We start from the raw sequence: 21,395 nt of genomic DNA on the forward strand, positions 1-21,395 counted from the left end.
TCCTTCGCTCTGCTGGCGGGTCCGACGGCGGGGTGGCCGCCGGATCCGCTCGTTCACCCTAGGCCGTCGCCCGGAACGGGACCGAGACCGGCCAGCGCACGTAGTTGCCGTGCGACCACTGGACATTGTCGATATCGACGGTGAAATCGGGGCAGCGGGAGAGCAGTTCCTCCAGCGCCACGCGGGCCTGCATGCGGGCGGCGGCCGCACCCAGGCAGTGGTGGTGGCCGTGGCTGAAGGTCATGATGCGCTTGGGGTTGCGGCGCACGTCGAGTTCGGCCGCGGTGGGGCCGAATTCGCGTTCGTCGCGATTGGCCGAGCCGTAGAGCAGCAGCACCTTGCGGCCCGCCGGAATGGTGACGCCGTGCAGCTCCACGTCCCGGGTGGTGGCGCGGGCCAGGCCCTGCACCGGGGAGGTCATGCGCAGGAACTCCTCGATGGCGTCGGGGATGAGCGCGGGATCGTCCACCAGCAGGCGGCGCTGGCCGGGGTTGGCGGTGAGCAATTGCACCGCGCCGCCGAGGTTTCCGGTGGTGGTGTCATTGCCGCCGGTGATCATGGTGAAGGCGAAGCCGAGGATGGCGACGATGCCCTCGTTGTCGCCGTCCGCGCCGAGGCCGGAGGCGAGCAGGTGGGAGATGGTGTCGTCGCCGGGTTCGACGCGGCGGCGCTCGATGAGTTCGGCGAAGTAGGCGGCCAGCTCGCCGACCGCGGTGAAGCCGTCCTGTCCGCCCGCGGCCAGCCCGGCCCCCTCGACCGCGCCGCCCACGATGCGCTCGGTCCAGCCGTCGAACTTGTCCCAATCCTGTTCCGGCACACCGAGATAGTGGGCGACCACCATGGTGGGCAGGGGCTTGAACAGGTCCTTGACGATGTCGCCCTCGCCCACGGCACGCAGCCGCTCGATGCGCTCGACGATGAACTTCCGAACGGCTGGCTCCACCGAATTCACCTGGCGCGGCGTGAATCCCGGGGAAACGCGACGGCGGAAGTCGGTGTGCTCGGGCGGATCCATGAAGACGAAGGGCCTGACCGGCCCGAGGATCGCGGAGACCAGGTCGGCGTAGTCGACGGTCAGTCCGGAGGCCGAGGAGAAGACCTCGGGGTCCCGGGCGGCCGCGTACGCGTCCGCGTGGCGGGACAGCACGTAGAAGTCGTCGGATTCATGCCCCTCGGGGATCACCCGATGGACCGGATCATGCTCGCGCAGTTGGGAATACATGGGGTACGGGTCGCGCCAGGTTTCCCCGGACAGTAGCTCGAATCGCACCGCATGAGACGCCGTTGAACTCATGAACCGACGGTAAGACAAATATTCGATTATGTCTAGAACGCGTTGCAAAATTGTCCGGATGTACCGGTCGAGCAGTGGTTAGAGCACGCGGAATCGGACCGGGTGGGCCAGCGACCGGCCCGCGTCATCGAGGTGCCGCAGCACGTAGGTTCCGCTGGTCAGACCACGCGCCGGGAAGACCACCTGATCCCGTCCGACCCCGTCGCCCAGTGACAGGGTGGCGGCCGCGGCGGACGTCGCGACGGTCCGGACATGCCCGGCGGACTCCTCCGGATGGACCTCGAGCCGATGTCCGGCCACCGCGTCGGCGAGACAGTAGCTGACGACCAGGTCGCGACCGGGCTCGTACGTGGAACGGTCCAGCAGCAGGCGATCGAAGGGCGCGGCATCATCGGCGGTGCTGCCCGGCATTCCGTTCTCCACGAAACCGCGTGCCCGGCAGCGGAATCCGGCATCGGAGCTCGCCGACACCCCGAAGTCGTACCAGCCCGCGCCCTCGGCATCGCTCTCGCAGGACAGCTCCCGCCGCTCGGTCCCGCCCGCGTCGATATCGATGGTCCAGGGCCCGTCGTGCCGGTAGGCGTGGGACACCACGAGCACCGAAACCGGTTGCTTCCCACCGTTCTCGAACGACCAGGTGAGGGCCCGCTTGCCCGAGGTCGCGGCCGTCGCGGTGACGCGCAGTGCGGCGCACGGCCCGCGCAGGTCACCGGCGAAGCGCCGCTGGAAGCCGTCCGGGCCGTAGACCGTGTAGTCGTAGCGCCCGTTCACGGCCGGAAGATCGTGGCCGACCGTGCCGCCACCGGCCACGTCGAAACGCGTGGGCGTGTAGTCCGCGGCGAAGGCGTTCGGGTACACCGTGCAGTGCGCGGCCCCGGTGCCGCCATTGTCGATCGTGACGGTGATCGAATCGGTGCCGCCCGACACACAGCGCGCCTGCAACCGGTACGGCAGCGGCACCCGCGCCTTGCGTCCGCTCTGCTGCTTGGGCATCCGCTGGACGAACGGAAGCGGTTGCGCCGCACCGGACATCGACTGCTCGGCCCGGGGTGCGGCGGAGGGCACGATCAGGGTGCGGCGCGCGCCGAAGTCGAACAGCGAGGACAGGTCACCACACAGCTGCCGCCGCCAAGGGCTGATATTCGGCTCGGCCACACCGGTGACGCGTTCGAGGAACTTCAAGACCGAGGTGTGGTCGAACAATTCGGAGCAGACCGCCTGTTTGCTCCACGGCGACACGATGATCGCCGGAGTCCGCGCGCCGAGACCGACATTGTGGCTGCCGAAGTATTCGCCGGCCGCGCCGGGCGGCGGGGTGGGCGCGGGGATGTGGTCGAAATAGCCGTCGTTCTCGTCGTAATTGAGGATGAAGACGGTCTTGTTCCAGACATCCGGGTGTTCGGCGAGCGCCTCGAGCACCCCGTGGACCAGGGCCTGACCGTTACGCGGCCCCATCACCGGGTGTTCGCAGTCGACATAGGGCGCGACTATCCAGGACACCCTGGGTAGTCGGCCCGTGGCGACATCGGTGTGGAAGGAGTCCACCAGCGTGCCCGACCGCGCCCGCAGCAGCCCCTTCTCCACCAGCGCCCGCTGTCCCGGCGACAGCTCGTCCATACCCCGCTTCAGCGCGGCGGTGTAGGCGGGCTCGAGGCTCGGATCCTGTTGCAGGTCACCGTAATAGCGGAAGAAGTTCTCGAAGGCGAGTCCGCCGCCGCCATTGGTGTACTTCAGCGCCGCCCGCGCGGCATCGCGGAAGGGCAGGAAGAAGTCCAGGGCATTGTCGGTGTAGTTGTCCCATTCCTGGTAGACCCGCCAGCCGATGCCGCGCTCCTCGAGCCGTTCGGCGTAGGTGGTCCAGGGCAGTCCGAAGACCACCTCGTGGACGTAGCGCCCGGCGTCGGGGCCCAGCAGCGCGTCGTACATGAACAGATTGCCGGTGCGCGGGGCGACGAGCCCGGTCAGCGCCTGGGCGACGGGCTGCGGCAGCGCGCTGGTCAGGCCGTGCACCATGCCGAGCACCGCGTCCACGATGCCCTCCACGGGCAGGCTACGCATCCAGCGCAGTTTGGCGTCGTCGGCGAACAGGGAGGTTTGCAGGGACTCCGCGAAATTGTCCAGGGCCAGCGGTTTTTTCACGGTCCCGGTGAACAGGTACATGCGATTGGGGTCGTTGGGCCCGTTGACCGAACAGTGGTAACCGTCGCACACGGTGAACGCCTCGGCCAGCTGGTAGTAGAAGCCCAGGCAGTCGCGGTCGTAGCCGACCATGGTGCCATCACCCTTGGCGGCGATCCACCGGTCGTGCCGCCCGGAGGCGAAAGCCTCATGGCCGGTGCGGGTTCCGTGATCGGTGCCGTCGATGTTCTGCAGCGTGGTGAGGTAGGGCAGCACGGTGCGCCCGCCGTCGGGCTGATGGAAGACCGAGCGTCCAGTGGACAGTTGTAGCGCATTGAGGTCGGCGTAGCCGCGGACTCCGGCCATGCCGCCGTAGTAGTGGTCGAAGGACCGGTTCTCCTGCATGAGGATCACCACGTGCTCGATGCGGTCCCACCCGCCGGGTGGGGCCGGTTCGGCCCAGGCCTGGACCAGGCTGGGCGGGAGCATGGACATGGCTCCGGCCGCGCCGCCCAGGTGTGCGGCATGCTTCAGAAAGCGCCTCCGATCCATGATCTCCCCTGACGAGCATAGGAACGGCTATCACCGAGGATCGCCGACCGAGCTTGGGGATTCGTGGCGGTGAGGGGGATCAGCAATGAAGGGTCAGTTAATCATTGGCTCCGGATGTCGCGAACCGGTCACGCGGGATTCACTCCTGTTCATCGTCGCGTACCAGAACGAATACCAGCTCGGTGTCGCCGATGCGGAGCAGCGCGCCGTCGCAGAGCAGTCCGCTGTCCAGTACGCGTGAGCCGTTGATGAAGACGCCGTTGGAGGATTGCAGGTCCTTGACCACCCAGGTGTGGCCGTTGTCGATGATGAGTGCGTGGTGGCGGCTGACCCGGCCGTCCGGCAGCGCGATGTCGTTGTCGGACAGGCGGCCGATGCGGGTGGTGGAGCCGACCACCGGGTACACGTGGCCGAAGCGGTCGCGCAGCAGCGCCTGCGGCTCGTGCCAGCTGCGGTCCACGATGGTGGTGGCGCGGGTGGCCGAGGCCGCGGCGACCGCGCGCACGCTGAGCGGATCCTGGCGCAGGATGCGCGATTCCAGCTCCCGGATGCGGTGTCCCGGATCGATGCCGAGTTCCTCGGCGAGAATATTGCGCAGACGGCGGGCCGCCTCCAGCGCGTCGGATTGCCGGCCGGTCATGTAGAGCGCGGTGATCAGTTGCTCCCAGAGCGATTCGCGCAGAGGGTGATCGCGGACCAGCAGGTTCAGCTCGGAGACCACGTTCTCGGCGCGGCCCTGGGCGATATCGGATTCGGCGCGGGCCTCGATGACGCCGATGCGCTCGTCGTCGAGGGCCACCGCGTAGGCGTCGGCGAAACCCAGCCCGCGCAGGTCCGACAGCACCGGGCCGCGCCACTGGGCCAGGGCGTCGGAGAGGATGTCGGTGGCGGCCGAGAAACGCCCGGCGGCCAGGGCGCGCAGGCCGTTCTCGCGGCGGGCACGGAAGCGGAAGACGTCGCAGGCGGTGTCCTCGACCACGATGCGGTAGCCGGTGCCCATGTGCTGGAGCATGTTCCGGGCGTCGATGCCGCCGTCGCGCAGCGGCTTGCGCAGGTTGGAGACGATGGCGTGCAGGCTGACCCGGCCATCGGGCGGCGGATTGTCCTCCCAGACCGCGCTGGCCAGGGCTTCGACGGATACCGGCCGGTTGGCATTGATCGTTAGATAGGCCAGCACGGCTCGCTGTTTGGGCCCGCCCAGCTGCTGCTCCACCCCGCCGATGGTGAGCTGCACCGGGCCGAGCACCCCCACCTGCGCCCGCGCCTCGCCCATTGCCGACCTCCCCTCCGGCCTCGGATGTCGCCCGTCACTGTAACTTTCCACCGTCCGCCCCGCCCCTCGCATCCACCGATTTCCTCACCGAGCTGGTCGGTCCCGACCGTGATTTCGTTCCATCACGCCCGGATACAGACGAGCATGCACCGAGGTACGCGTCCGGCGGGAGGGTGCGTACACCAGTACATGCTCGTGAATCGGCGGGGCCGTCAGGGGTTCAGGTTGTAGACCTCGACATTGCCGATCGTCGTGGCCGGGTAGTTGGCCTTCACCCAGGCAGCAATTCGCGCCGAAGAGGACTGGGGGGCCGAGTTGTTCGGGCCACCGGACTGCTGCGGATTGCCGCCCGGCTCCTGCTGGGGGTTGTCGCCCTGTTGGGGCGAACGCGGGTTGTGGCCGGGCTGCGGATTATTCGGCTGACCGGACTGCGGGCTGTTCTGGCCGTTGTCGTTCTGTCGCTGCCGGACCAGGTAGTAGCCGATCTGGTGGTCGGCGACGTACTGCTGGAACTGGGCCAGGGTCGGTGATTCGTCGCGGCCGCTGAAACCGCCCACCGCGAGCAGGGCCTTGCCGGTGGTCAATTCGAGGGTGCTGACATCCTGCGCACCCTGCGCGGCGGCGGCTCATCGGGCAGTGCTGCCATTGATCAGGTCGATGATGGCGGGATCCGTCACGCCGTTCCCGCCGTACTGGCCCGGGCCACCGCCGCGCCCGGCACGAACCGGCCCTGCCGTCGGGCTGCCCCCGCTGTGCACCTGGGAGACGGTCTCGAGGGTGTAGGCGGTGGGGCCGAGCAGACCGGCGAGCACCGCGAAAATGCCGATGCCGAGGGCGAATCGGGGCAGCTTCGGGGTGATCAGCAGGGCGGCGGCAGCGAGCACGGCCAGCGCCATCAGGGCCCAGCGCAGCCACGGCAGCCACTCGGGTGTGCGGTGCAGCAGCACGAACGACCAGATGCCGGTGGCCAGGGACATCGCCGCGAGGGTGAGGAGGGCCGCGAGATGCGTTCGGCCCTGCCACAATTGGGTCGCGCCGATGCCGATCAGCGCGGCCATGGCGGGTGCCAGTTCCATCGAGTAATAGGAGTGGAAGCTGCGGCTCATGTAGCTGAGCACTGCGGCGGTGACCAGCAACCAGCCACCCCACAGCAGCAGTCCGGCGCGGATGCGGTCGGTGCGCGGGTGGCGGCGGGTCAGCCAGAGCCCGGCCACGAGCGCGATCAGCGCGGCGGGCAGCAGCCAGGAGAATTCCGTGGCAAGTTCGCCGCTGAACAGGCGGGTGAGGCCCGGATGCGAACCGAAACCGCCGAAGTTGCCGCGCGACATCTGATCCGCGGTCTGCTGCGCCGGTTCGGGCATGGTGGTCGGCGCGGGCCTGGGACCACCGCTGTTGTGATTGCCGAAAATACGGCCGAGGCCGTTGTAGCCGACAGCCAGCTCCCACAGGCTGTTGCTGGTGGACCCGCCGATATAGGGCCGGGATCCGCTGGGCCACAACGCGACCAGCGCCACGTACCAGCCCGCCGACACCACCAGCGCCGCCCCCGCGGCCGCCAATTGCCCTATGCGCGTGCGCCATCCGCCCGCCCCGGCCACCAGCACCACCAGCGCCAGCCCGGGCAGCACCAGGAACGCCTGCATCATCTTGGCCAGGAAGCCCAGGCCCATGAGCACGCCCGCGCCCACCAGCCAGCCGGTACTCGACGACCAGAAGCGCTCACCGCGTGCGTCGATCGAGCGCACCGTGCAGTACGCGGCCGCCACCAGCAGCAGGAGCATGAGCGCGTCGGGATTGTTGAAGCGGAACATCATGGCCGCCACCGGTGTGACGGCCAGCCCGGCCCCCGCGAGCAGCCCGGCGACCGGCCCCGCCCACCGCCGCACCGCGGCGATCAGCAGCGCCACCGCCGCCACACCCATGAGCGCCTGCGGCACGAACATGGACCACGAGTTGAACCCGAAGATCCGCCCGGACAACCCCATCACCCACATGGCCGCCGGAGGCTTGTCGACGGTGATCGAGTTCTGCGGATCCAGCGACGCGAACAGCAGCGCCTTCCAACTCTGCGTCCCGGACTGCACGGCGGCCGCGTAATACCCGTTGCCCCACCCCGCCGAGTCCCCAGAGGTAGACGGCGGCGGTGGCGATCAGCAACGCGAAGGTGGCGGGACGTTCCCAGCGAGGTCTGCCCGGCGCGGCGGCGACGGCCCTCGTATCACCGCCCCCACCGGAAACCCCGTCTCCGGTCGACCCCGTGGAACTGTCTCCCGTCGCCCTGGATTCGCCCTCGACGCCGGTGCTGGCCGTCATGCCGCCCGCCTTCCTCTGTCCCCGACCCGGTTCACTCTGACTGCGCGGAGCCTAAGCGCCCGGATTTCCACCGACCTTCACGTCGACTGGGAGTTCCCTGTGAACACTCGCTCCCGGAATGGGCAGGTCACGCGGTTGGAGGCGGTGGCTACCGGGCGGCCCCGACCGGATTGCCGGGACATCGATAGGTGCACATGGCTTCTCCGTTCGGCCGGTTCGAGTCGGTGGACTCGGGGTCAGTTCGCGGTCGGCAGGGTGAAGGCGGCGGTGCGGACCTTGTCGCCGTGCTTGAAATCGAGGAAGAGGCGGTAGGTGCCACGACCGGGAACCGCGGTGTGGAAGGTGATTTCGGGTCCGGGGGCGGTGACGCCGTCGCCGGGCTCACCGTTCGGGTGGACGTGGACGTAGGCCAGGTCGCCGACGCGCAGGATCACCAGGTGGCCGTAGGCGGCCAGGTAGGGCTGGAGGTCGGTGACGAGCTCGCCGTCCTGGCGGACGGTGAGGGTGAGCAGGCGGCCCTCGCCGGGGACCAGGTCGCCGTCCAGGGTGACCTCGTAGCCGTCGACGGTGAAAGTCCGGTTCGGCTCGGGCGCGGTCTGCGGGGCATAATCGCCCGCGATGGCGAAATCCGCGCCGAGGGTGATGGTCTTGCCGAGCGCCTTCGGGTTGATATCGGTGAACGCGCGGTACGCGCCCGCTTCGGGAAGGTTCAGGCGGACGCTCCACGTGCCGTCGGCCGCGCGCTCCGGGTGGACGTGCCAGAAGCCGGTGAGCTCGCGCCGCACCACGATCAGGTGCAGTTCCTTGTCGTGAATGGCGTCGAAGTCGTTGACGGGCAGGCCATCCGGGCCCACGATGCGGAACCGGAATTCGCTCTCGCCCGCGGCGACGATCTGCTGGGCCAGCTCGAGGGTGTAGCCGTCCTGGGTCACCTGGAGTCCGCCCGGCAGGCCGCCGCCGTGCGCGGCGTGAGCATCGTGGCCGCCGTGCGCGGCATGGGCATCGTGGCCGGCATGCGCCGCGTGATCGGCGTGTGCCGCATGGTCATCGTGTGCCGCGTGGGCACCGTGTGCGGCATGCTCGTGGTGAGCAGCGTGGTCGTTGTGGGCCGCGTGGTCGTGGTGTCCGGTGTGCGCCTGGGTGGTCATTTCCGCGTCCTCTCAACTGCTTTCATTGCCTTACGGAAAATGAAGTTAATACCCCCATGGGGTATATGCAACACGGGTCGCTGTGAACTGTATCACTGCACCGACCCCGAGTTCGGATCACCGTGACGGCAACCGTGGCCGCGCGGCCCGGGTTCGACGATCGTCCAACTATGGCGAGCGAGAGCAAACACCGAACGGGCCTGTTCGCGTTGGGAATCGAACTCGACGGGGCTGATCACCACCCCGCCGCGTGGCGATCCCGGGTGCAGGCGGCCGAGAATGCCGGATTCACCTTCGCGACCATCCGCGATTCCATCGGCCCCGGACCCGGCGAACGACTCGATGCCACCGTCCGCGCCGGATTCGTCGCGGCCACCACCAGCACGCTGGGCCTGGTCCCGCAGAGCGCGCCGACCTATGCCGAGCCGTTCCATCTTTCCTCGCAGCTCGCGTCCCTGGACTATGCCTCGCGTGGCCGCGCGGGCTGGCTGGCCGTCGACGATCCCGCTACCGCCCGTACCTGGGGCGCGACCCCGCGCGAAACCGACGCCGAGATCCGGCGCGAACGCGTGGATGCCATCGAAGTCGCACGGCGACTGTGGGATTCGTGGGAGGACGACGCGGTCGTCCGCGATTACGCGGCCGGGAAATTCCTGAACCGCGACAGGCTGCACCATATCGACTTCATCGGTGAGACCTTCTCGGTGCAGGGACCGGCCATCGTGCCGCGCCCGCCGCAAGGTCAGGTAGTCGTATTCGGTTACGGCGCAGCGGGAACCGAGGGACTGGACGTCGCCCTGGTGAGTGGTGCGACGCTCACCGAGACCAGGAGTGCGATCGATAACGCACGGGCGGAAGGGGTTTCGCGGGTGCTGGTGGACCTCGAGGTCACCTTGGACACTCCCGCCGAGCTGACCGCCCTGCTCACCGAGCTGTCCGCCTACGCCGACTGCGTCCGTCTGCGCCCCGCGGTCCTCGACGAGGACCTGCCCGTCCTCGCCCGCTATGTCCTGCCCGCCCTGCTGCGCGCCGGTCTCGCGCACCGCCCGGTACCCGGTTCGACGTTGCGCTCGAACCTGGGCCTGCCTCGCCCCGCCAACCGCTACGCCAAGGAGCTCGCCCGATGACCGAGGTCCCCTTCCCTGACGCCCAGGTGCATTTCGGGGTCTTCTTCCAGGGCGTCAATCACCACACCGTCTGGTCCGATCCCAGCAGCGGTTCGCAGATCGACTTCGAGACCTTCCGCCGGGTGGCCACCACCGCCGAGCGCGGCCTGTTCGACGCCTTCTTCCTGGGCGAGGGCCTGCGGCTGCGCGAGCAGGACGGGCAGATCCTGGACACCGATATCGCCGGAAGGCCCGACGCCATCACGCAATTGGCGGCACTGGCGGGCATCACCTCGCGAATCGGGTTGGTGGCCACCCAGAATGCCACCTACAACGAGCCCGCCGATCTGGCGCGGCGGCTGGCCAGCCTGGACGTGCTGTCGGGCGGGCGCGCGGGCTGGAACGTGGTGACCACCGACAATGCCTGGACCGGTGAGAATTTCCGGCGCGGCGGATTCCTGGATCACCGCCAGCGCTACGAGCGCGCGGCCGAATTCCTCAGCCTGGCAAGGGAGATCTGGGATTCCTGGTCCGAGACCGCCCTCGTGCCCGGCCGGAGCGGTGCGAGCCCGAATCCCCGCGCGGTGCGCACCGTCGAACGCGACAACGCGCACTTCAAGGTGGCCATCACCGCGACCGTGCCGCGCAGCGCCCAGGGTCATCCGGTGATCTTCCAGGCCGGGGTCTCCCCCGCCGGACGCGATTTCGCGGCGTCCTCGGCCGAGGTCATCTTCTCCCCCTTCGGAACCCATTTCGATGCGGCGCTCGAGTTCGCGAACGATATTCACGCCCGCGTGGTCGCGACGGGCCGCCCGGCCGACGATCTGCGCATCCTGCCCGGCACCCAGATCCTGCTGGCCGAGCACGCCTCCGAGGTCGAGGACAAGCGCCGCTGGCTGCTCGAGCAGCAGATCACCGGCGCGACCGCGCTCTCGCTGGCGGGCCAGGTGTGGGGACGGGATCTGTCGCATCTGGATCCGGACGGCCGGCTGCCCGCGGAAGATCCTGAGCCGTCGGTGATCTCGTCCACCCGCGGCTCGGCCCGCGACGGGCAGGACCGCTCGGCCATCGTCGCGCAGTGGCGGGCGGTGGCGGAGTCGAAGCGGCTGACGCTGCGCCAGGTGGCCATCGAACTCACGGCGCGTTTCGGTTTCGCGGGCACGCCGGGGCAGGTGGCCGACGAACTGACCCGCTGGGTCCGCCATGGCGCGAGCCACGGTTTCAATATCACCCCGTACCGGGTGCCAATCGGACTGGACGAGATTGTGGATCTGCTGATCCCCGAACTCCAGGACCGCGGTGCCTACCGCACGAGCTATACCGGGACAACCCTCCGCGAACATCTCGGTCTGCGCCCGCCGCTCACCCGGCGCTGAAACTCACCCGCCGCGCCCGCTACGCCTGGAATCTCTCCGGTAGATTCCCCGCCGCGTAGCGGGCGTAGGTGTTCTCCGGCGACACCGTGATGATGTCGGCGACCGCCACCAATTCCGCCGGTACACAACCTCCTTCGAAGTGATCCACGCTGGGCACGATGACCGCTTCCAGGGTTAGCCGCGAGATCAGTACCCGTAGCCGGTGAACCGGTCGGTCGGTCCAAGGACCGAAGACCACCGTCTTGCGCAGGTCGTAGCCGAGCCGGTGCGCCATCATCCGAATCCGGGCCTCGTCCCATTGCTGACGTTCGCCGGAAATGTCGCTCCGCAACCATCCGATCGCGTGGGGTTCCGATGTCATGGCTATTCCTCGACGGTGTTCCTTGCCGCTAACTGTGCCGACTTCAACGGTGATCCGCGCGCCCCGATTGATCGATGGCGTGCAATGGGGAAAGTACGGGGCAAATGCGGGTCATGGTGGCGCGGCAAATCTTCGGAAGACCTATTCTCGGGAGAGGTCCAGCAGAGAGGCCGCATGCCGTGACCGGACGGAACGAGCTGCTCATCGAGGCTCGGCTGCGCATGGAATCACCCGGAGCGCCGGGACAATCGATGACTCGCCGGGAGTTGGCCGACGCCGTCAACGACCACGTCTTCCGGGCCACCAGCAAGCGGGGGGCCGTCGACGAACGACACGTCGGCAAGTGGGAGCGAGGCGAAACGACATGGCCCAGAAAGCATTACCGAGCCGCGCTGCGGGCGGTCCTGAATGTGGCGACCGATGCCGAACTCGGCTTCCGCACGCCGCATCGCGCGGTGGATGACGAGGCCGTGAACCGCAAGCAGTTTCTTTCCAGCGCCCTCGTGGTGACCACGAACGCGGTGCTGTCGAATTCCGCGCCAACCGAATCCGAGCTCATCGACACCATGGCCGGGCCGACCGCCAACTATCGTCGGATGGAATCCTCGATACCCTCGGATCGGCTGGCGCCGGTGGTGGACGCGCATCTGAACCTGGTGGCCGGGGTGGTGCGCGATCGCCTGCGCACCTCCGGCGGGTTCCGGGCGCTGTCCGAAATCGCCGGGCTGGCAGCGTGGTTGGCGGCCGATCGCGGCGACGACGCGGCCGCGCGGCGGCGCTACGTGGAGGCCATCCGGCATGCCGAGCGCACCCATCATCCGCTGCTGGTGTCGTACATGACGGCCAGCCTCGGGCACTACGCGGTCGAAATGGGCGATGCCAGAGCGGGTTTGACCTTGCTGCGCACGGCCGCCTCGCAACTGGGGCCGGAGGCGCCCGACAGCGCGGGGGCGTGGATGTCCTCGCTGCTGGCCGTCGCGTACGCCGCGACCGGAGATCGGGCCGGGGCGATAGGGGCGCTGCGCCGGGCCGAACGGCTGGTGGATCGGCAGCGCGGGGAACCGCAGTGGCCATGGGTATTCGCGTTCGACGGTCCCAAGGCGGCCCGCTACCAGGCCAGTGCGCTCACCCGCCTGGGCGACAATCGCGCGGCGCACATCGCATTCGAGAACGCCGACGCCGCGTTGACCGCGGAGAAGCCGCGCGCCCTGGCCCACGTCGAGCACGCCCAGGTGCTGGCCCGATCCGGCGACATCGAGGGCGGCTGCGCGCTCGCGGCCGGGGCGCTGCTGGTCGGGCTCACCTATCACAGTGAGCGAATCACCCGCCTGGCCAGGGCATTCCGCGCCGACCTGCCCGCGCGTACCGTCGAGGCCAGGGCACTCGACGAGGCCCTCGCGACCCTCTACGGACGAGACGATCAATGACGAGCGTCGCCATCACCGGACACCGCGGGCTGGCTGCCGACACGCTCGCACTGGTGGATCGGGCACTGCGCTGGGAGGCGGCGCTGCGCATCCGGCCCGGGGAGTCGGAGCTGATCGGGGTGAGTTGCCTTGCGGACGGGCCGGATTCGCTGTTCGCGCAGGCCGTGCTGGACGCCGGTGGGCGGCTGATCGCGGTGGTACCGGCCCGGCGCTATCGGGCCAGCCTGCCCGCCGAGCATCACGCGGTGTACGACCGTCTGCTCGCGGCCGCCGCGCGGGTGATCGAACTGGACCGGGAGCACTCCGATCCCGAGGCGCACCAGGCCGGAAGCCTGCGCATGCTCGACGAGGCCGCGGAACTGCTGGCGGTCTGGGACGGCCGGCCCGCGCGCGGCTACGGCGGCACCGCCGATGTGGTGTCCACCGCGCGGGAACGTGGGATGCCGGTCACGGTGCTCTGGCCGGACGGGGCCGAACGACCGTGACCGGCTCACGCACTCGGCTCGAGGCCGGGAAAACCTAATGCAAGAAATTTGCGTTAAACTGGTCCGGTGACCGATCCGATTCGCCGCCGCACCGGCGGCCGTTCCGCCCGCGTCCGGGAGGCCGTGCTGAGCGCCACCCTGGAAGCCTTGGCCGACAACGGCTTCGACCAGCTGAGCATCGGCCTGGTCGCCGAGCGCGCGGGCGTGCACGAGACCTCCATCTACCGGCGCTGGAAGTCCCGCGACCGGTTGATCTTCGACGCCCTGCTCGAACACAGCGAACAGCACCTGCCCGTGCCCGACACCGGATCGCTGCGCGGCGATCTGGTCGAGTTCAACCGCGCCCTGGTGGCGATCGTGGAGTCGCCGCTGGGCACCGCGCTCGGGCGGGTCATGGCGGGCGGGATCGACGATCCCGAACTCGCCGCGGCCCGCGCCGACTTCTGGCACCTGCGCATGGACGCGGCACAGATCATGCTCGACCGCGCCGTCGCCCGGGGCGAGTTGAGTGCCGCGCCCGACCCGTGGCTGGTGCTCGAAACCCTCACCGCGCCGGTGCATTTCCGGAAACTGCTGACCCGCGAGCCGTTCGACGACGGGTACGCCGAACGGGTGGTGGACCTGGTCCTGAACGGGCTGCTGCCGGAAGGGAAGACGCGATGATCGCGGTATCGGGCGCGTCGGGGTCGACCGGTGGCGCGGTGCTGCAACGGTTGCGGGAAGAGGGTGTGGCCTGCCGCGCGGTGAGCCGCGATCCGGCGGGGCTGCGCAAGCGACTCGGGCTCGCGGACGATATCGGGACCGCCGCCGAGATCGAATTCGCGGCCGCCGACGCGGCCGACGCGGATTCCCTGCGCGCGGCGTTCGACGGCTGCGATCAGTTGTTCCTCACCATGGTGAACAGCCCGCGGCAGGTCGAATTCGAGACGCGCGCCATCGATATCGCGGTGGAGCGCGGGGTCTCGCACATCGTCAAGCTCTCCGCACCGGCCGCCGAACCGGACTCGCCGGTGGCGATCTCGCGCTGGCACTGGACCATCGAGGAGCATCTGCGCGCATCGGGTGTCACCGCGACGGTGCTGCGCCCGTATGCCTTCATGCAGAAGCTGCTGACCCTCGCGCCCGGCGTGCGGGAGGGCGTCATCGTGGGGACCATGGGCGAAACCGCCTGCAATTGGATCGACTGCCGCGATATCGGGGACGTCGCGGCCGCCACGCTCACGCGCCCCGAATTGCGCGGGCGGACCCATGTCCTCACGGGCGCGGAGGTTTTCGGCTATCCCGACATCGCCGCGGCGCTGTCCGGCCTGCTGGATCGCCCGATCCGCTATGTCGACGTGCCGCCGGAGGCACTGCGGGACAACCTGATCCACCGCGCCCACCTGCCCGAGTGGCTGGCCGCCCACGTCGCGGAGATCCAACTGCTGGCCCGGGCCCGCCCCGAGCATCCCACCGACACCGTGGCGCGGATACTCGGCCGCCCGCCGCGCACCCTGCCGGACTTCCTCACCGAACACCTCGCCGACTTCCGCTGATCGACGCTTGACCTCAACGGTGGTTGAGGTATCAGGATGGTGCCGTGGGCTGCGACAGCCCGCCTCGCGTCCCCGCCGAGTCCCGTACACCCCTCGGCGGGGGCGCGAGGTTCCTTCGCGTGGCGCGCAGTTCGGCGTAGGGTCGAGAGCGACCGCTCAGCTATCCCGAGACCACACCGCTATCCCGAAGCCACACCGCGGGATTCGCGGGAGAGGACACAGCATGTCGAACGGGGATGCCGTCATCGTCGCCGTGGACGAATCGGCCGGTTCCGCGGTCGCCTGGGCCGCCCGCACCGCCGCCGTCCACCACGCTCCCCTGCACCTGCTGCGGGTCCTCGAGATCACCCCCGACCAGGGGCTGGGCCTGGGCACCACCATCACCTCCGAGGACTACGAACGCCTGGAGGAACACGGCCGCTGGCTGCTGGAGGCCGCCGCCGCCGAGGCCGCCGAGGTCGACCCGAATCTCACCGTCACCACCGAACTGGCCACCGGCGCGATCATCCCCACCCTGCTCGAGCGCACCCGCTCGGCCCGCATGCTCGTCTCCGGCGCCCGCGGCCTCGGCGCGCTGCGCCGCGCCCTGCTCGGTTCGGTCAGCGCGGTCCTGGCCCGCCGCTCCCATTGCCCCTTCGTCGTGGTCCGCGACGGCGTCTCGCTCCCGCCCGACCTCCCCACCCGCCCCATCCTCGTCGGCGTCGACGGCACCAAGATCAGCGAGCCCGCCATCGCCGCCGCCCTCGACGAAGCCGCCGCCCGCGGCGTGGCCGTCATCGCCCTGCACGCCGAAGGCGCCTCCGACGACCCCGAAATGGACGCCCTCGACGACTACGTCCTGGCCGAATCCCTGGCCGGCTGGCAGGAGCGCTACCCCAACATCCGCATAGACCGCGAAACCACCCATGCCAGCCCCGAACGCTCCCTCCTCGACCTCTCCGCCGCCGCCCAACTCCTGGTGGTAGGCACCCGAGGCCGAGGCGGCTTCACCGGCAAGGTCTTCGGCTCCACCAGCCAATCCCTGCTCCTATCAGTCCAAACCCCCATCATGATCGCCCCCACCCCCTGACCCGCCCCCTCCTCCCCCAAATACCTGCTACCAGCACGACCGTACGGCTCGGTAGTCTGACCCAGACGCCCCCGTAGCCCAATTGGCAGAGGCAGTGGACTTAAAATCCACCAAGTGTCGGTTCGAACCCGACCGGGGGCACCCGTTCAGTATCTACACATTGCGCGACCGGGCGTTTTACGTTGCCGCTGTTGCGCCGTCGCCGGTCGTGGCTGTTTCCACTTGCCTCGCACTCACTTTCCCTTTCTGCCGCCGGTTACCAGGGCACTGGTCCGGCGTCGTCGAAGAAGCCGCCGGTCGGGCCGTTGTCCGGGAGGGTTGCGAGGTGGATTGCGATTGCGGCGCCCTGTTGGGGGGTGCGGAGGCCTCGGAAACCGTTGAGGTCGGTGGCGGTGAAGCCGGGGCAGCCGGAGTTGATCAGGATGTTGGTGTCGCTCAGTTCCTTGACGTATTGGATGGTGATGGCGTTGAGGAAGGCCTTCGACGCCGAGTAGGCGGTGGGGACCGGGCCCATGTCGATGTCGGGCGTGGTTTGCAGGGTGAGCGAGCCGACGCTGCTGGACATGTTGACGATTCGCGGTGAGGCCGAGCCGCGCAGCAGGGGGAGCATCGCGTTGGTGACCCGGATGACGCCGATCACGTTGGTTTCCACGACGGTTCGCACGGTGGCGGGATCGAGCGTGGTGGGTGTCTGCGGCACGGCGCCGGTGATCGCGGCATTGTTTACCAATACGTCGAGCCCTCCGGCATGGTCGGCGATCAGCTCGGCCGCGGCGGCGACACTCGCGTCGTCGTTCACGTCGAGCGGCACGCCGAACGCGGCGGCCCCGGCCGCGCGCAGCTTCTCCACGGCGGTCTCGCGGCGGTGCCGATCCCTCGCGCCCACACCGACCCGCCAGCCGAGTGCGCCCAGGCCCGCCGCGATCTCGTAGCCGATTCCTTTGTTCGCGCCGGTCACCAGCGCGATCGTCCGTTCACTCATGCCATCGATCTTGTCGCGCACTCGGGTGGGGCTTCCAACACCGATCGGGTGAGCGGCGATACCGCACGGGTATCGGTCGTGGTGAGCGCCGAATACAATGCCACGGTGGAGACCCGGGAGTTGCGATACTTCGTCGCCGTCGCCGAGGAGTTGCACTTCGGGCGCGCGGCACAACGGCTCGCGATGGCGCAACCGCCGCTGTCGCGGGCGATCCAGCAGCTGGAACGGCGACTCGGAGTCGTTCTGCTGCACCGTAATTCGCGCGCGATCACCTTGACCGAGGCCGGGACGGTATTGCTGCGAGAAGCCCGGCTCGCCCTCGAAGCGGTCGAGGCCGCCGAGCGCCGCACCCGCCGCGCCGCCGTCGACCGGCCCGGTGTGGCGCTGGCCGTCAAGGCCGGAGCGTCGAGCGAACTGTTGTCGAAGCTGCTCGACGCCTACGCCGCCGAACCCGGCGCTGTCGCGGTCGAGGTGGTGCTGTGCGGGCCCGGCGAACCGGAAAGGTTGCTGCGCAACGGAAGTGCCGACGTCGCCCTGCTCCACCGGCCCTACGACACCACGGCCGGATTCGACACCGAGGACCTGCACACCGAGCGGCAGATCGTGGTCTTGCCCGCCGGGCACCCCCTCGGCACCCGACCCCACCTATCGATGGCCGACGTCAACGCCCTCACCGACCTGCCCCTGCCGCGCTGGCCTCGACCGGACGGCAGTTATCCGGACGGCCCCGGCCCGCAGGTCCGCGACCACACCCAGTTGACCCAGCTGATCAGCCTCGGACGGGCCTGCGCGATCATGCCCGAATCGCTGCGAGTTCAGCTACGCGACCATCACGCCATCGTCCCGGTACCGGACGCACCGCCCGTCACGACCGTCATCGCCTGGCCACCACACAGCAGATCCAAAGCCGTTGCCGACCTGATCCGCACGGCAACCCGCCTCTAGCCGGGCTCGACCGCCCGGAAGTGTGGCGCCCGGCCGGTCGGATCGGCCGGTGCGGCGGGGTCGGTGGTGGCATGCTGGTGCGGCGGGTCGGCGGCACCGAAGGGAGCGCGGGAATGGCCGTTCACGTCACACACCCGGCCGAATTGGCCGAGTTGGATCTGTATGCCGCCTGGACCGAGGCTCCGGAGCTGAAGTCCAGCTTCGACCCGTTCGATTTCGATCAGCGCATGTCCGTGTACCGGCACCTGATCGACGCCACCAACGCGAAGGGGTTGTTCGGACCCGATAATCGCGGAAATCTGCTGTGGGGGCTCATGTTCCAGTTGCAGTGGCAATCCCGGACCGGCCGGCTCGGTGCGACGGGCCGCGGTATCGATCCGGACGCGGCGTGGGGGTACGGCAACTACTCGCTGAGTGTGGTGCCGTGGCTGGGAGCCGTGGACGCCGGGCTGGTAGCGGATCTGGAGCTGATCGGCCCCTCGGCGCCCTGCCGGTTCGACTACGCCCGCGGCGAGCGGGCCGACCGCATTGTGACACCGGAATTCATTGCAGGCGTGCGAGATTGGCGCGACTACTTCCGCTCGGTCATGGAGACCGAGCCCGGTTCCGACGACGAGCCACTGCGCCTGGCGCTGTGGAAGGCACACAAGACCGGCCTGGACGCGGTCGCCGGGCGCATCGCCGACATCGACCCCGGCTCGTACTCCACCGATGAGCTGACCTTCCTGCGCGGCTGGTGCCGCATGGTCGACTACCTGTGGGCCGCCGCCTGGCACACCGACTTCGACTTCATGGTCACCCACGGCCTGGACGTGCTCCCGGAACGACTGCTGCACGACAACGACAATCTGAAGGATCTGCCCGATACCGTCCGCCGCAATGTGGCCAACGTCCGCAAGCTGGCCGACACCCCGAACTGGCGCTACGCGATCGATCTGGGTCTGTGGCGGCGCATGATGCGCACCCGCCCCGCCCGCGACGAGGTCCTGACCATGCTCGACGTCGTCTTCAATCCCCCGGCGACAACCGGCGCGGACCGTCTCCGAGCCCTCCGCTACCTGCTGCGACCGTAAGCCAACCCGACCTCAGCCGGTGGCCACCGCGACGGGAGTGCCGTTGTCGGTACGGATTTCGATGCGGTGCACGGTGTCGGTCCGCAACGAAACCGCACCGGTCACCCGAATGGGGCTCACCGACGGCGTGGTCCAGGTGGCGGCGGGCTCGGCCTGCCCGTCGGGGCCGAGCACCATGGCGGTCAGGCGCTGCCCGGCCGGCAGGTCGCGCAGGGTGAGATGCAGTTCGGTGCCCCACGGCTTGGACGTGAGATCGATGGTGCCGCCGGATGTTCCGGACGCGGTGGTGAGCGCGATGGCACGGTCGGTGGCCGGTGCCCCCGGCCGGTCGGCGGGGTGGGCGACGAATCCGAGTGCGATGCCCGCGGCCAGCGCGGCGCTGGCGAGACCCGCGGTCGCGGCGACACGGCGTCTGCGCTGCGCGGCCCGGGCCGCGGTGACCGCCCGCAGCGTCTCCCGCAGCGCCACCGACGGCCGCTCGGTGGCGGGCGAATCCTCCCGTGGCACTTCGGCTGTGGCCAGCAGGCTCGGGACCACGGAGAATTCCGCCAGTTCGCGGCGGCAGGCCGCGCAATCGGCGGCGTGCGCGTCGACCGCGGCGCGATCGGCCGGGTCCAGTCCGCCCAGCACGTAGGCGCCGAGCAGGTGCCGATAGTGCTCGTGGCCGGGATCGGTCACCGGGTCACCCCCAATTCGTCGAAGATGGAACGCAGCGCGCGCACCGCGTAGTAACTGCGGGATTTGACCGTGCCCTCGGCGATTCCGAGCCGCGACGCGGTTTCCGCCACGGTGCGGTCGCGGTAATACAACTCGACCACGACGGCCCGATGCTCGGCCGAGAGCCGCGCCAGCGCCTCCGAGACCAGCCAGCCGTCGATGGCCCGATCCAGCGGATGATCGACGGCGGCCAGTTCGGCGAGCTCGACCGGCGTCGCCGGGCGGCGTTTCTCGGCGCGCCACCGGTCTATCAGCACCCGATGCGCGGTGGTGAGCAGCCAACCGCGGATCTCCGGGTCGGTGATGCCCGTGCGGCGCAAGGTATCCACCGATCGCCAGGCCCGCAACAGCACCTCCTGGGTGAGGTCCTCGACCTGATGCGGGTCGTGCCACCGGCTCCGGAGATAGGCGCGGATCGCGGGCCCGTGGGCGGCGTCGACCGCGGTCAGGAACTCCTCGTCCGAGACCGTTCGATGCGCCGCCCACGGCAGCCGCATCAGCGAATCGCCTCGCCCTGGGCGTCGAGCAGGAACCAGACGTCCATCACGCCCTGCCCGGCGGTATCGCCCGGATTCTTGTCGCCCGCAAAGTAATACAGCGGCTTGCCCGCATAACTGGCCTGTACCGCCCCGTCGGCACGCGTGAGGGTGCCGAGCTTGGCGGGATCGACCCCGGCGCCCGCGCTCACACCCCCGGGCACGGCGGGCCACTTCACCAGGCACTCACCCGTGCACGTCGAGACCCCCGGCGTGTCCTTGGTGAACAGATACAGCGCCCGCCCGGCCCCGTCGGCCAGTACCCGCCGCCCGCCGAGATCGCGCATCTCGACCGTTCCGACAGCCGAGCCAGGAGCCGCGGAGGTACTGGTCGGGGCGGTTGTGGTGGTGCCGGCGGACATGGTGGTGGCCGAGGCCGCGCTGCCCGCCGCGTCGGTCGTATTCGATCCGCACGCGGCCAGCACCGCTGCCCCGGCCACCGCGGCCGCAGCCGCCATCCAGCGTCGCAACGTCATAGGTGAGCTCCCATCCTCTGATTCCGCAAATGCGCTCAGAGGGACGCCGAGCCTTCCGGGCGGGTTCGAATCCACCCGTAACTGTGACGCGGATAACCTCCACCCACACCACCGACACGCCGGTCACCGATCGGAGCGAGCAAACCGATCAGGGATACGCCTGAATGACCTCGACGCCCACCAATGCGTTGAATGAATCGCAGCTGGCCCAGGACTGGTTCTGCCCGTACTGAATGGGACCGTATTTCCAGTAGGTGAAGGGAACCGGCCAGGCCACGCAGGTGAGTTTCACCTGATGCCAGGTCGGCAATTCACAATTGGACATTCCGCCGGTGTTGAAGATGTTGTAGACGTGGCAGTTGGCCTCCCACACCGGGACATCAGCCTGTGCAGTCCCGCCACCAGCGAGGACAGCACCCGCCGCAGCTGTGACAGCAACGGCACTCGCAGCAAGCCGCTTCGCAGAAAGCATTCCGACCTCCTGAATTGGTGTTTGACGAAAACATCGCACACCAACCACCCCCGTTACTACACAGCAAAGATCATCCGTGAATGCGTCCGGGATCAGCCGGTGGGCGGGATGTTCTGATTCAGTTGGAAGACATCTCG

Annotated in this window: 21 protein-coding genes and 1 tRNA gene; 10 read left to right on the top strand and 12 right to left on the bottom strand. The window is 69.1% G+C overall.

Annotation, left to right across the window (positions count from 1 at the left end; genetic code table 11):
* Positions 1 to 58: 58 nt before the first annotated feature.
* The 6 genes from NS2_RS23920 to NS2_RS23940 form a co-directional block, all read right to left on the bottom strand.
* On the bottom strand, positions 59 to 1,294 hold the full coding sequence (locus NS2_RS23920; RefSeq protein WP_033089609.1) for a cytochrome P450: 1,236 nt from the start codon (positions 1,292 to 1,294) through the stop codon (positions 59 to 61).
* Positions 1,295 to 1,372: 78 nt separating this feature from the next.
* Positions 1,373 to 3,964 carry an alkaline phosphatase family protein gene (locus tag NS2_RS23925; protein ID WP_147207292.1) on the bottom strand — a complete coding sequence of 864 codons (2,592 nt, stop codon included), beginning with the start codon at positions 3,962 to 3,964 and terminating at the stop codon, positions 1,373 to 1,375.
* A gap of 139 nt (positions 3,965 to 4,103) precedes the next feature.
* A complete protein-coding gene (locus NS2_RS23930; protein ID WP_033089610.1) occupies positions 4,104 to 5,237 on the bottom strand; it encodes a BTAD domain-containing putative transcriptional regulator in 1,134 nt (377 codons plus the stop codon).
* Between the two features lie 212 nt (positions 5,238 to 5,449).
* The gene (locus tag NS2_RS36865) at positions 5,450 to 5,821 is read right to left on the bottom strand and encodes a mannosyltransferase YkcB-related protein (protein WP_063865049.1); all 372 of its coding nucleotides are present in this window, start codon (positions 5,819 to 5,821) and stop codon (positions 5,450 to 5,452) included.
* 42 nt (positions 5,822 to 5,863) lie between these two features.
* Positions 5,864 to 7,321: a glycosyltransferase family 39 protein gene (locus tag NS2_RS23935; RefSeq protein ID WP_063897718.1), complete on the bottom strand. Its 1,458-nt coding sequence runs from the start codon at positions 7,319 to 7,321 to the stop codon at positions 5,864 to 5,866.
* Positions 7,322 to 7,786: 465 nt separating this feature from the next.
* On the bottom strand, positions 7,787 to 8,698 hold the full coding sequence (locus tag NS2_RS23940) for a DUF8832 domain-containing protein (protein WP_033089611.1): 912 nt from the start codon (positions 8,696 to 8,698) through the stop codon (positions 7,787 to 7,789).
* Between the two features lie 170 nt (positions 8,699 to 8,868).
* Between NS2_RS23940 and NS2_RS23945 the strand changes: the two genes are divergently transcribed.
* Together NS2_RS23945 and NS2_RS23950 are read left to right on the top strand one after the other, a co-directional pair.
* Positions 8,869 to 9,825 (top strand): LLM class flavin-dependent oxidoreductase, encoded by a 957-nt coding sequence (locus NS2_RS23945; RefSeq protein ID WP_033089612.1) that lies wholly within the window; start codon positions 8,869 to 8,871, stop codon positions 9,823 to 9,825.
* A complete protein-coding gene (locus NS2_RS23950; RefSeq protein WP_033089613.1) occupies positions 9,822 to 11,180 on the top strand; it encodes an NtaA/DmoA family FMN-dependent monooxygenase in 1,359 nt (452 codons plus the stop codon). Before NS2_RS23945 ends, NS2_RS23950 begins: the two co-directional genes overlap by 4 nt.
* A gap of 19 nt (positions 11,181 to 11,199) precedes the next feature.
* Here the strand turns inward: NS2_RS23950 and NS2_RS23955 are convergent, their stop codons facing one another.
* Positions 11,200 to 11,541, bottom strand: coding sequence for a hypothetical protein (locus NS2_RS23955; RefSeq protein ID WP_033089614.1), 342 nt, complete (start codon positions 11,539 to 11,541; stop codon positions 11,200 to 11,202).
* Positions 11,542 to 11,720: 179 nt separating this feature from the next.
* Between NS2_RS23955 and NS2_RS23960 the strand changes: the two genes are divergently transcribed.
* The 6 genes from NS2_RS23960 (at position 11,721) to NS2_RS23985 (ending at position 16,198) form a co-directional block, all read left to right on the top strand.
* Positions 11,721 to 12,968: an NsdA family TPR-like regulatory protein gene (locus NS2_RS23960; RefSeq protein ID WP_197707869.1), complete on the top strand. Its 1,248-nt coding sequence runs from the start codon at positions 11,721 to 11,723 to the stop codon at positions 12,966 to 12,968.
* Positions 12,965 to 13,453 carry a hypothetical protein gene (locus tag NS2_RS23965; protein WP_033089615.1) on the top strand — a complete coding sequence of 163 codons (489 nt, stop codon included), beginning with the start codon at positions 12,965 to 12,967 and terminating at the stop codon, positions 13,451 to 13,453. Before NS2_RS23960 ends, NS2_RS23965 begins: the two co-directional genes overlap by 4 nt.
* Before the next feature lie 66 nt (positions 13,454 to 13,519).
* Positions 13,520 to 14,116 carry a TetR/AcrR family transcriptional regulator gene (locus tag NS2_RS23970; RefSeq protein WP_033089616.1) on the top strand — a complete coding sequence of 199 codons (597 nt, stop codon included), beginning with the start codon at positions 13,520 to 13,522 and terminating at the stop codon, positions 14,114 to 14,116.
* On the top strand, positions 14,113 to 14,988 hold the full coding sequence (locus NS2_RS23975; protein WP_033089617.1) for an NmrA family NAD(P)-binding protein: 876 nt from the start codon (positions 14,113 to 14,115) through the stop codon (positions 14,986 to 14,988). The genes NS2_RS23970 and NS2_RS23975 overlap by 4 nt, the downstream gene beginning before the upstream one ends.
* A gap of 223 nt (positions 14,989 to 15,211) precedes the next feature.
* Entirely contained in the window at positions 15,212 to 16,057 is an 846-nt protein-coding gene (locus tag NS2_RS23980) for a universal stress protein (protein WP_033089618.1), read from the top strand.
* Between the two features lie 67 nt (positions 16,058 to 16,124).
* Positions 16,125 to 16,198: transfer RNA gene (locus NS2_RS23985), tRNA-Leu, on the top strand.
* 115 nt (positions 16,199 to 16,313) lie between these two features.
* On the opposite strand, the gene NS2_RS23990 is transcribed toward NS2_RS23985, so the two are convergent.
* Positions 16,314 to 17,039 (bottom strand): SDR family oxidoreductase, encoded by a 726-nt coding sequence (locus NS2_RS23990; protein WP_033089627.1) that lies wholly within the window; start codon positions 17,037 to 17,039, stop codon positions 16,314 to 16,316.
* Between the two features lie 48 nt (positions 17,040 to 17,087).
* On the opposite strand from NS2_RS23990, the gene NS2_RS23995 reads away from it, so the two are divergent.
* Together NS2_RS23995 and NS2_RS24000 are read left to right on the top strand one after the other, a co-directional pair.
* A complete protein-coding gene (locus tag NS2_RS23995) occupies positions 17,088 to 17,984 on the top strand; it encodes a LysR family transcriptional regulator (protein WP_197707870.1) in 897 nt (298 codons plus the stop codon).
* 113 nt (positions 17,985 to 18,097) lie between these two features.
* Positions 18,098 to 19,057, top strand: a complete 960-nt coding sequence (locus NS2_RS24000) for a Leg1-related protein (protein WP_036546927.1) — start codon at positions 18,098 to 18,100, stop codon at positions 19,055 to 19,057.
* Positions 19,058 to 19,069: 12 nt separating this feature from the next.
* Here the strand turns inward: NS2_RS24000 and NS2_RS24005 are convergent, their stop codons facing one another.
* The 4 genes from NS2_RS24005 to NS2_RS24020 all read right to left on the bottom strand — a co-directional run.
* Positions 19,070 to 19,735, bottom strand: coding sequence for a zf-HC2 domain-containing protein (locus NS2_RS24005; RefSeq protein WP_052086759.1), 666 nt, complete (start codon positions 19,733 to 19,735; stop codon positions 19,070 to 19,072).
* On the bottom strand, positions 19,732 to 20,271 hold the full coding sequence (locus NS2_RS24010) for a sigma-70 family RNA polymerase sigma factor (protein WP_045438723.1): 540 nt from the start codon (positions 20,269 to 20,271) through the stop codon (positions 19,732 to 19,734). Before NS2_RS24010 ends, NS2_RS24005 begins: the two co-directional genes overlap by 4 nt.
* A complete protein-coding gene (locus NS2_RS24015) occupies positions 20,271 to 20,786 on the bottom strand; it encodes a COG4315 family predicted lipoprotein (protein ID WP_033089619.1) in 516 nt (171 codons plus the stop codon). The genes NS2_RS24010 and NS2_RS24015 overlap by 1 nt, the downstream gene beginning before the upstream one ends.
* Before the next feature lie 148 nt (positions 20,787 to 20,934).
* A partial coding sequence (locus NS2_RS24020; RefSeq protein ID WP_261772307.1) for a hypothetical protein occupies positions 20,935 to 21,395 on the bottom strand: 461 nt, incomplete at its 5' end.

The organism is Nocardia seriolae NBRC 15557 (assembly GCF_007990715.1).
Lineage (GTDB): Bacteria > Actinomycetota > Actinomycetes > Mycobacteriales > Mycobacteriaceae > Nocardia > Nocardia seriolae.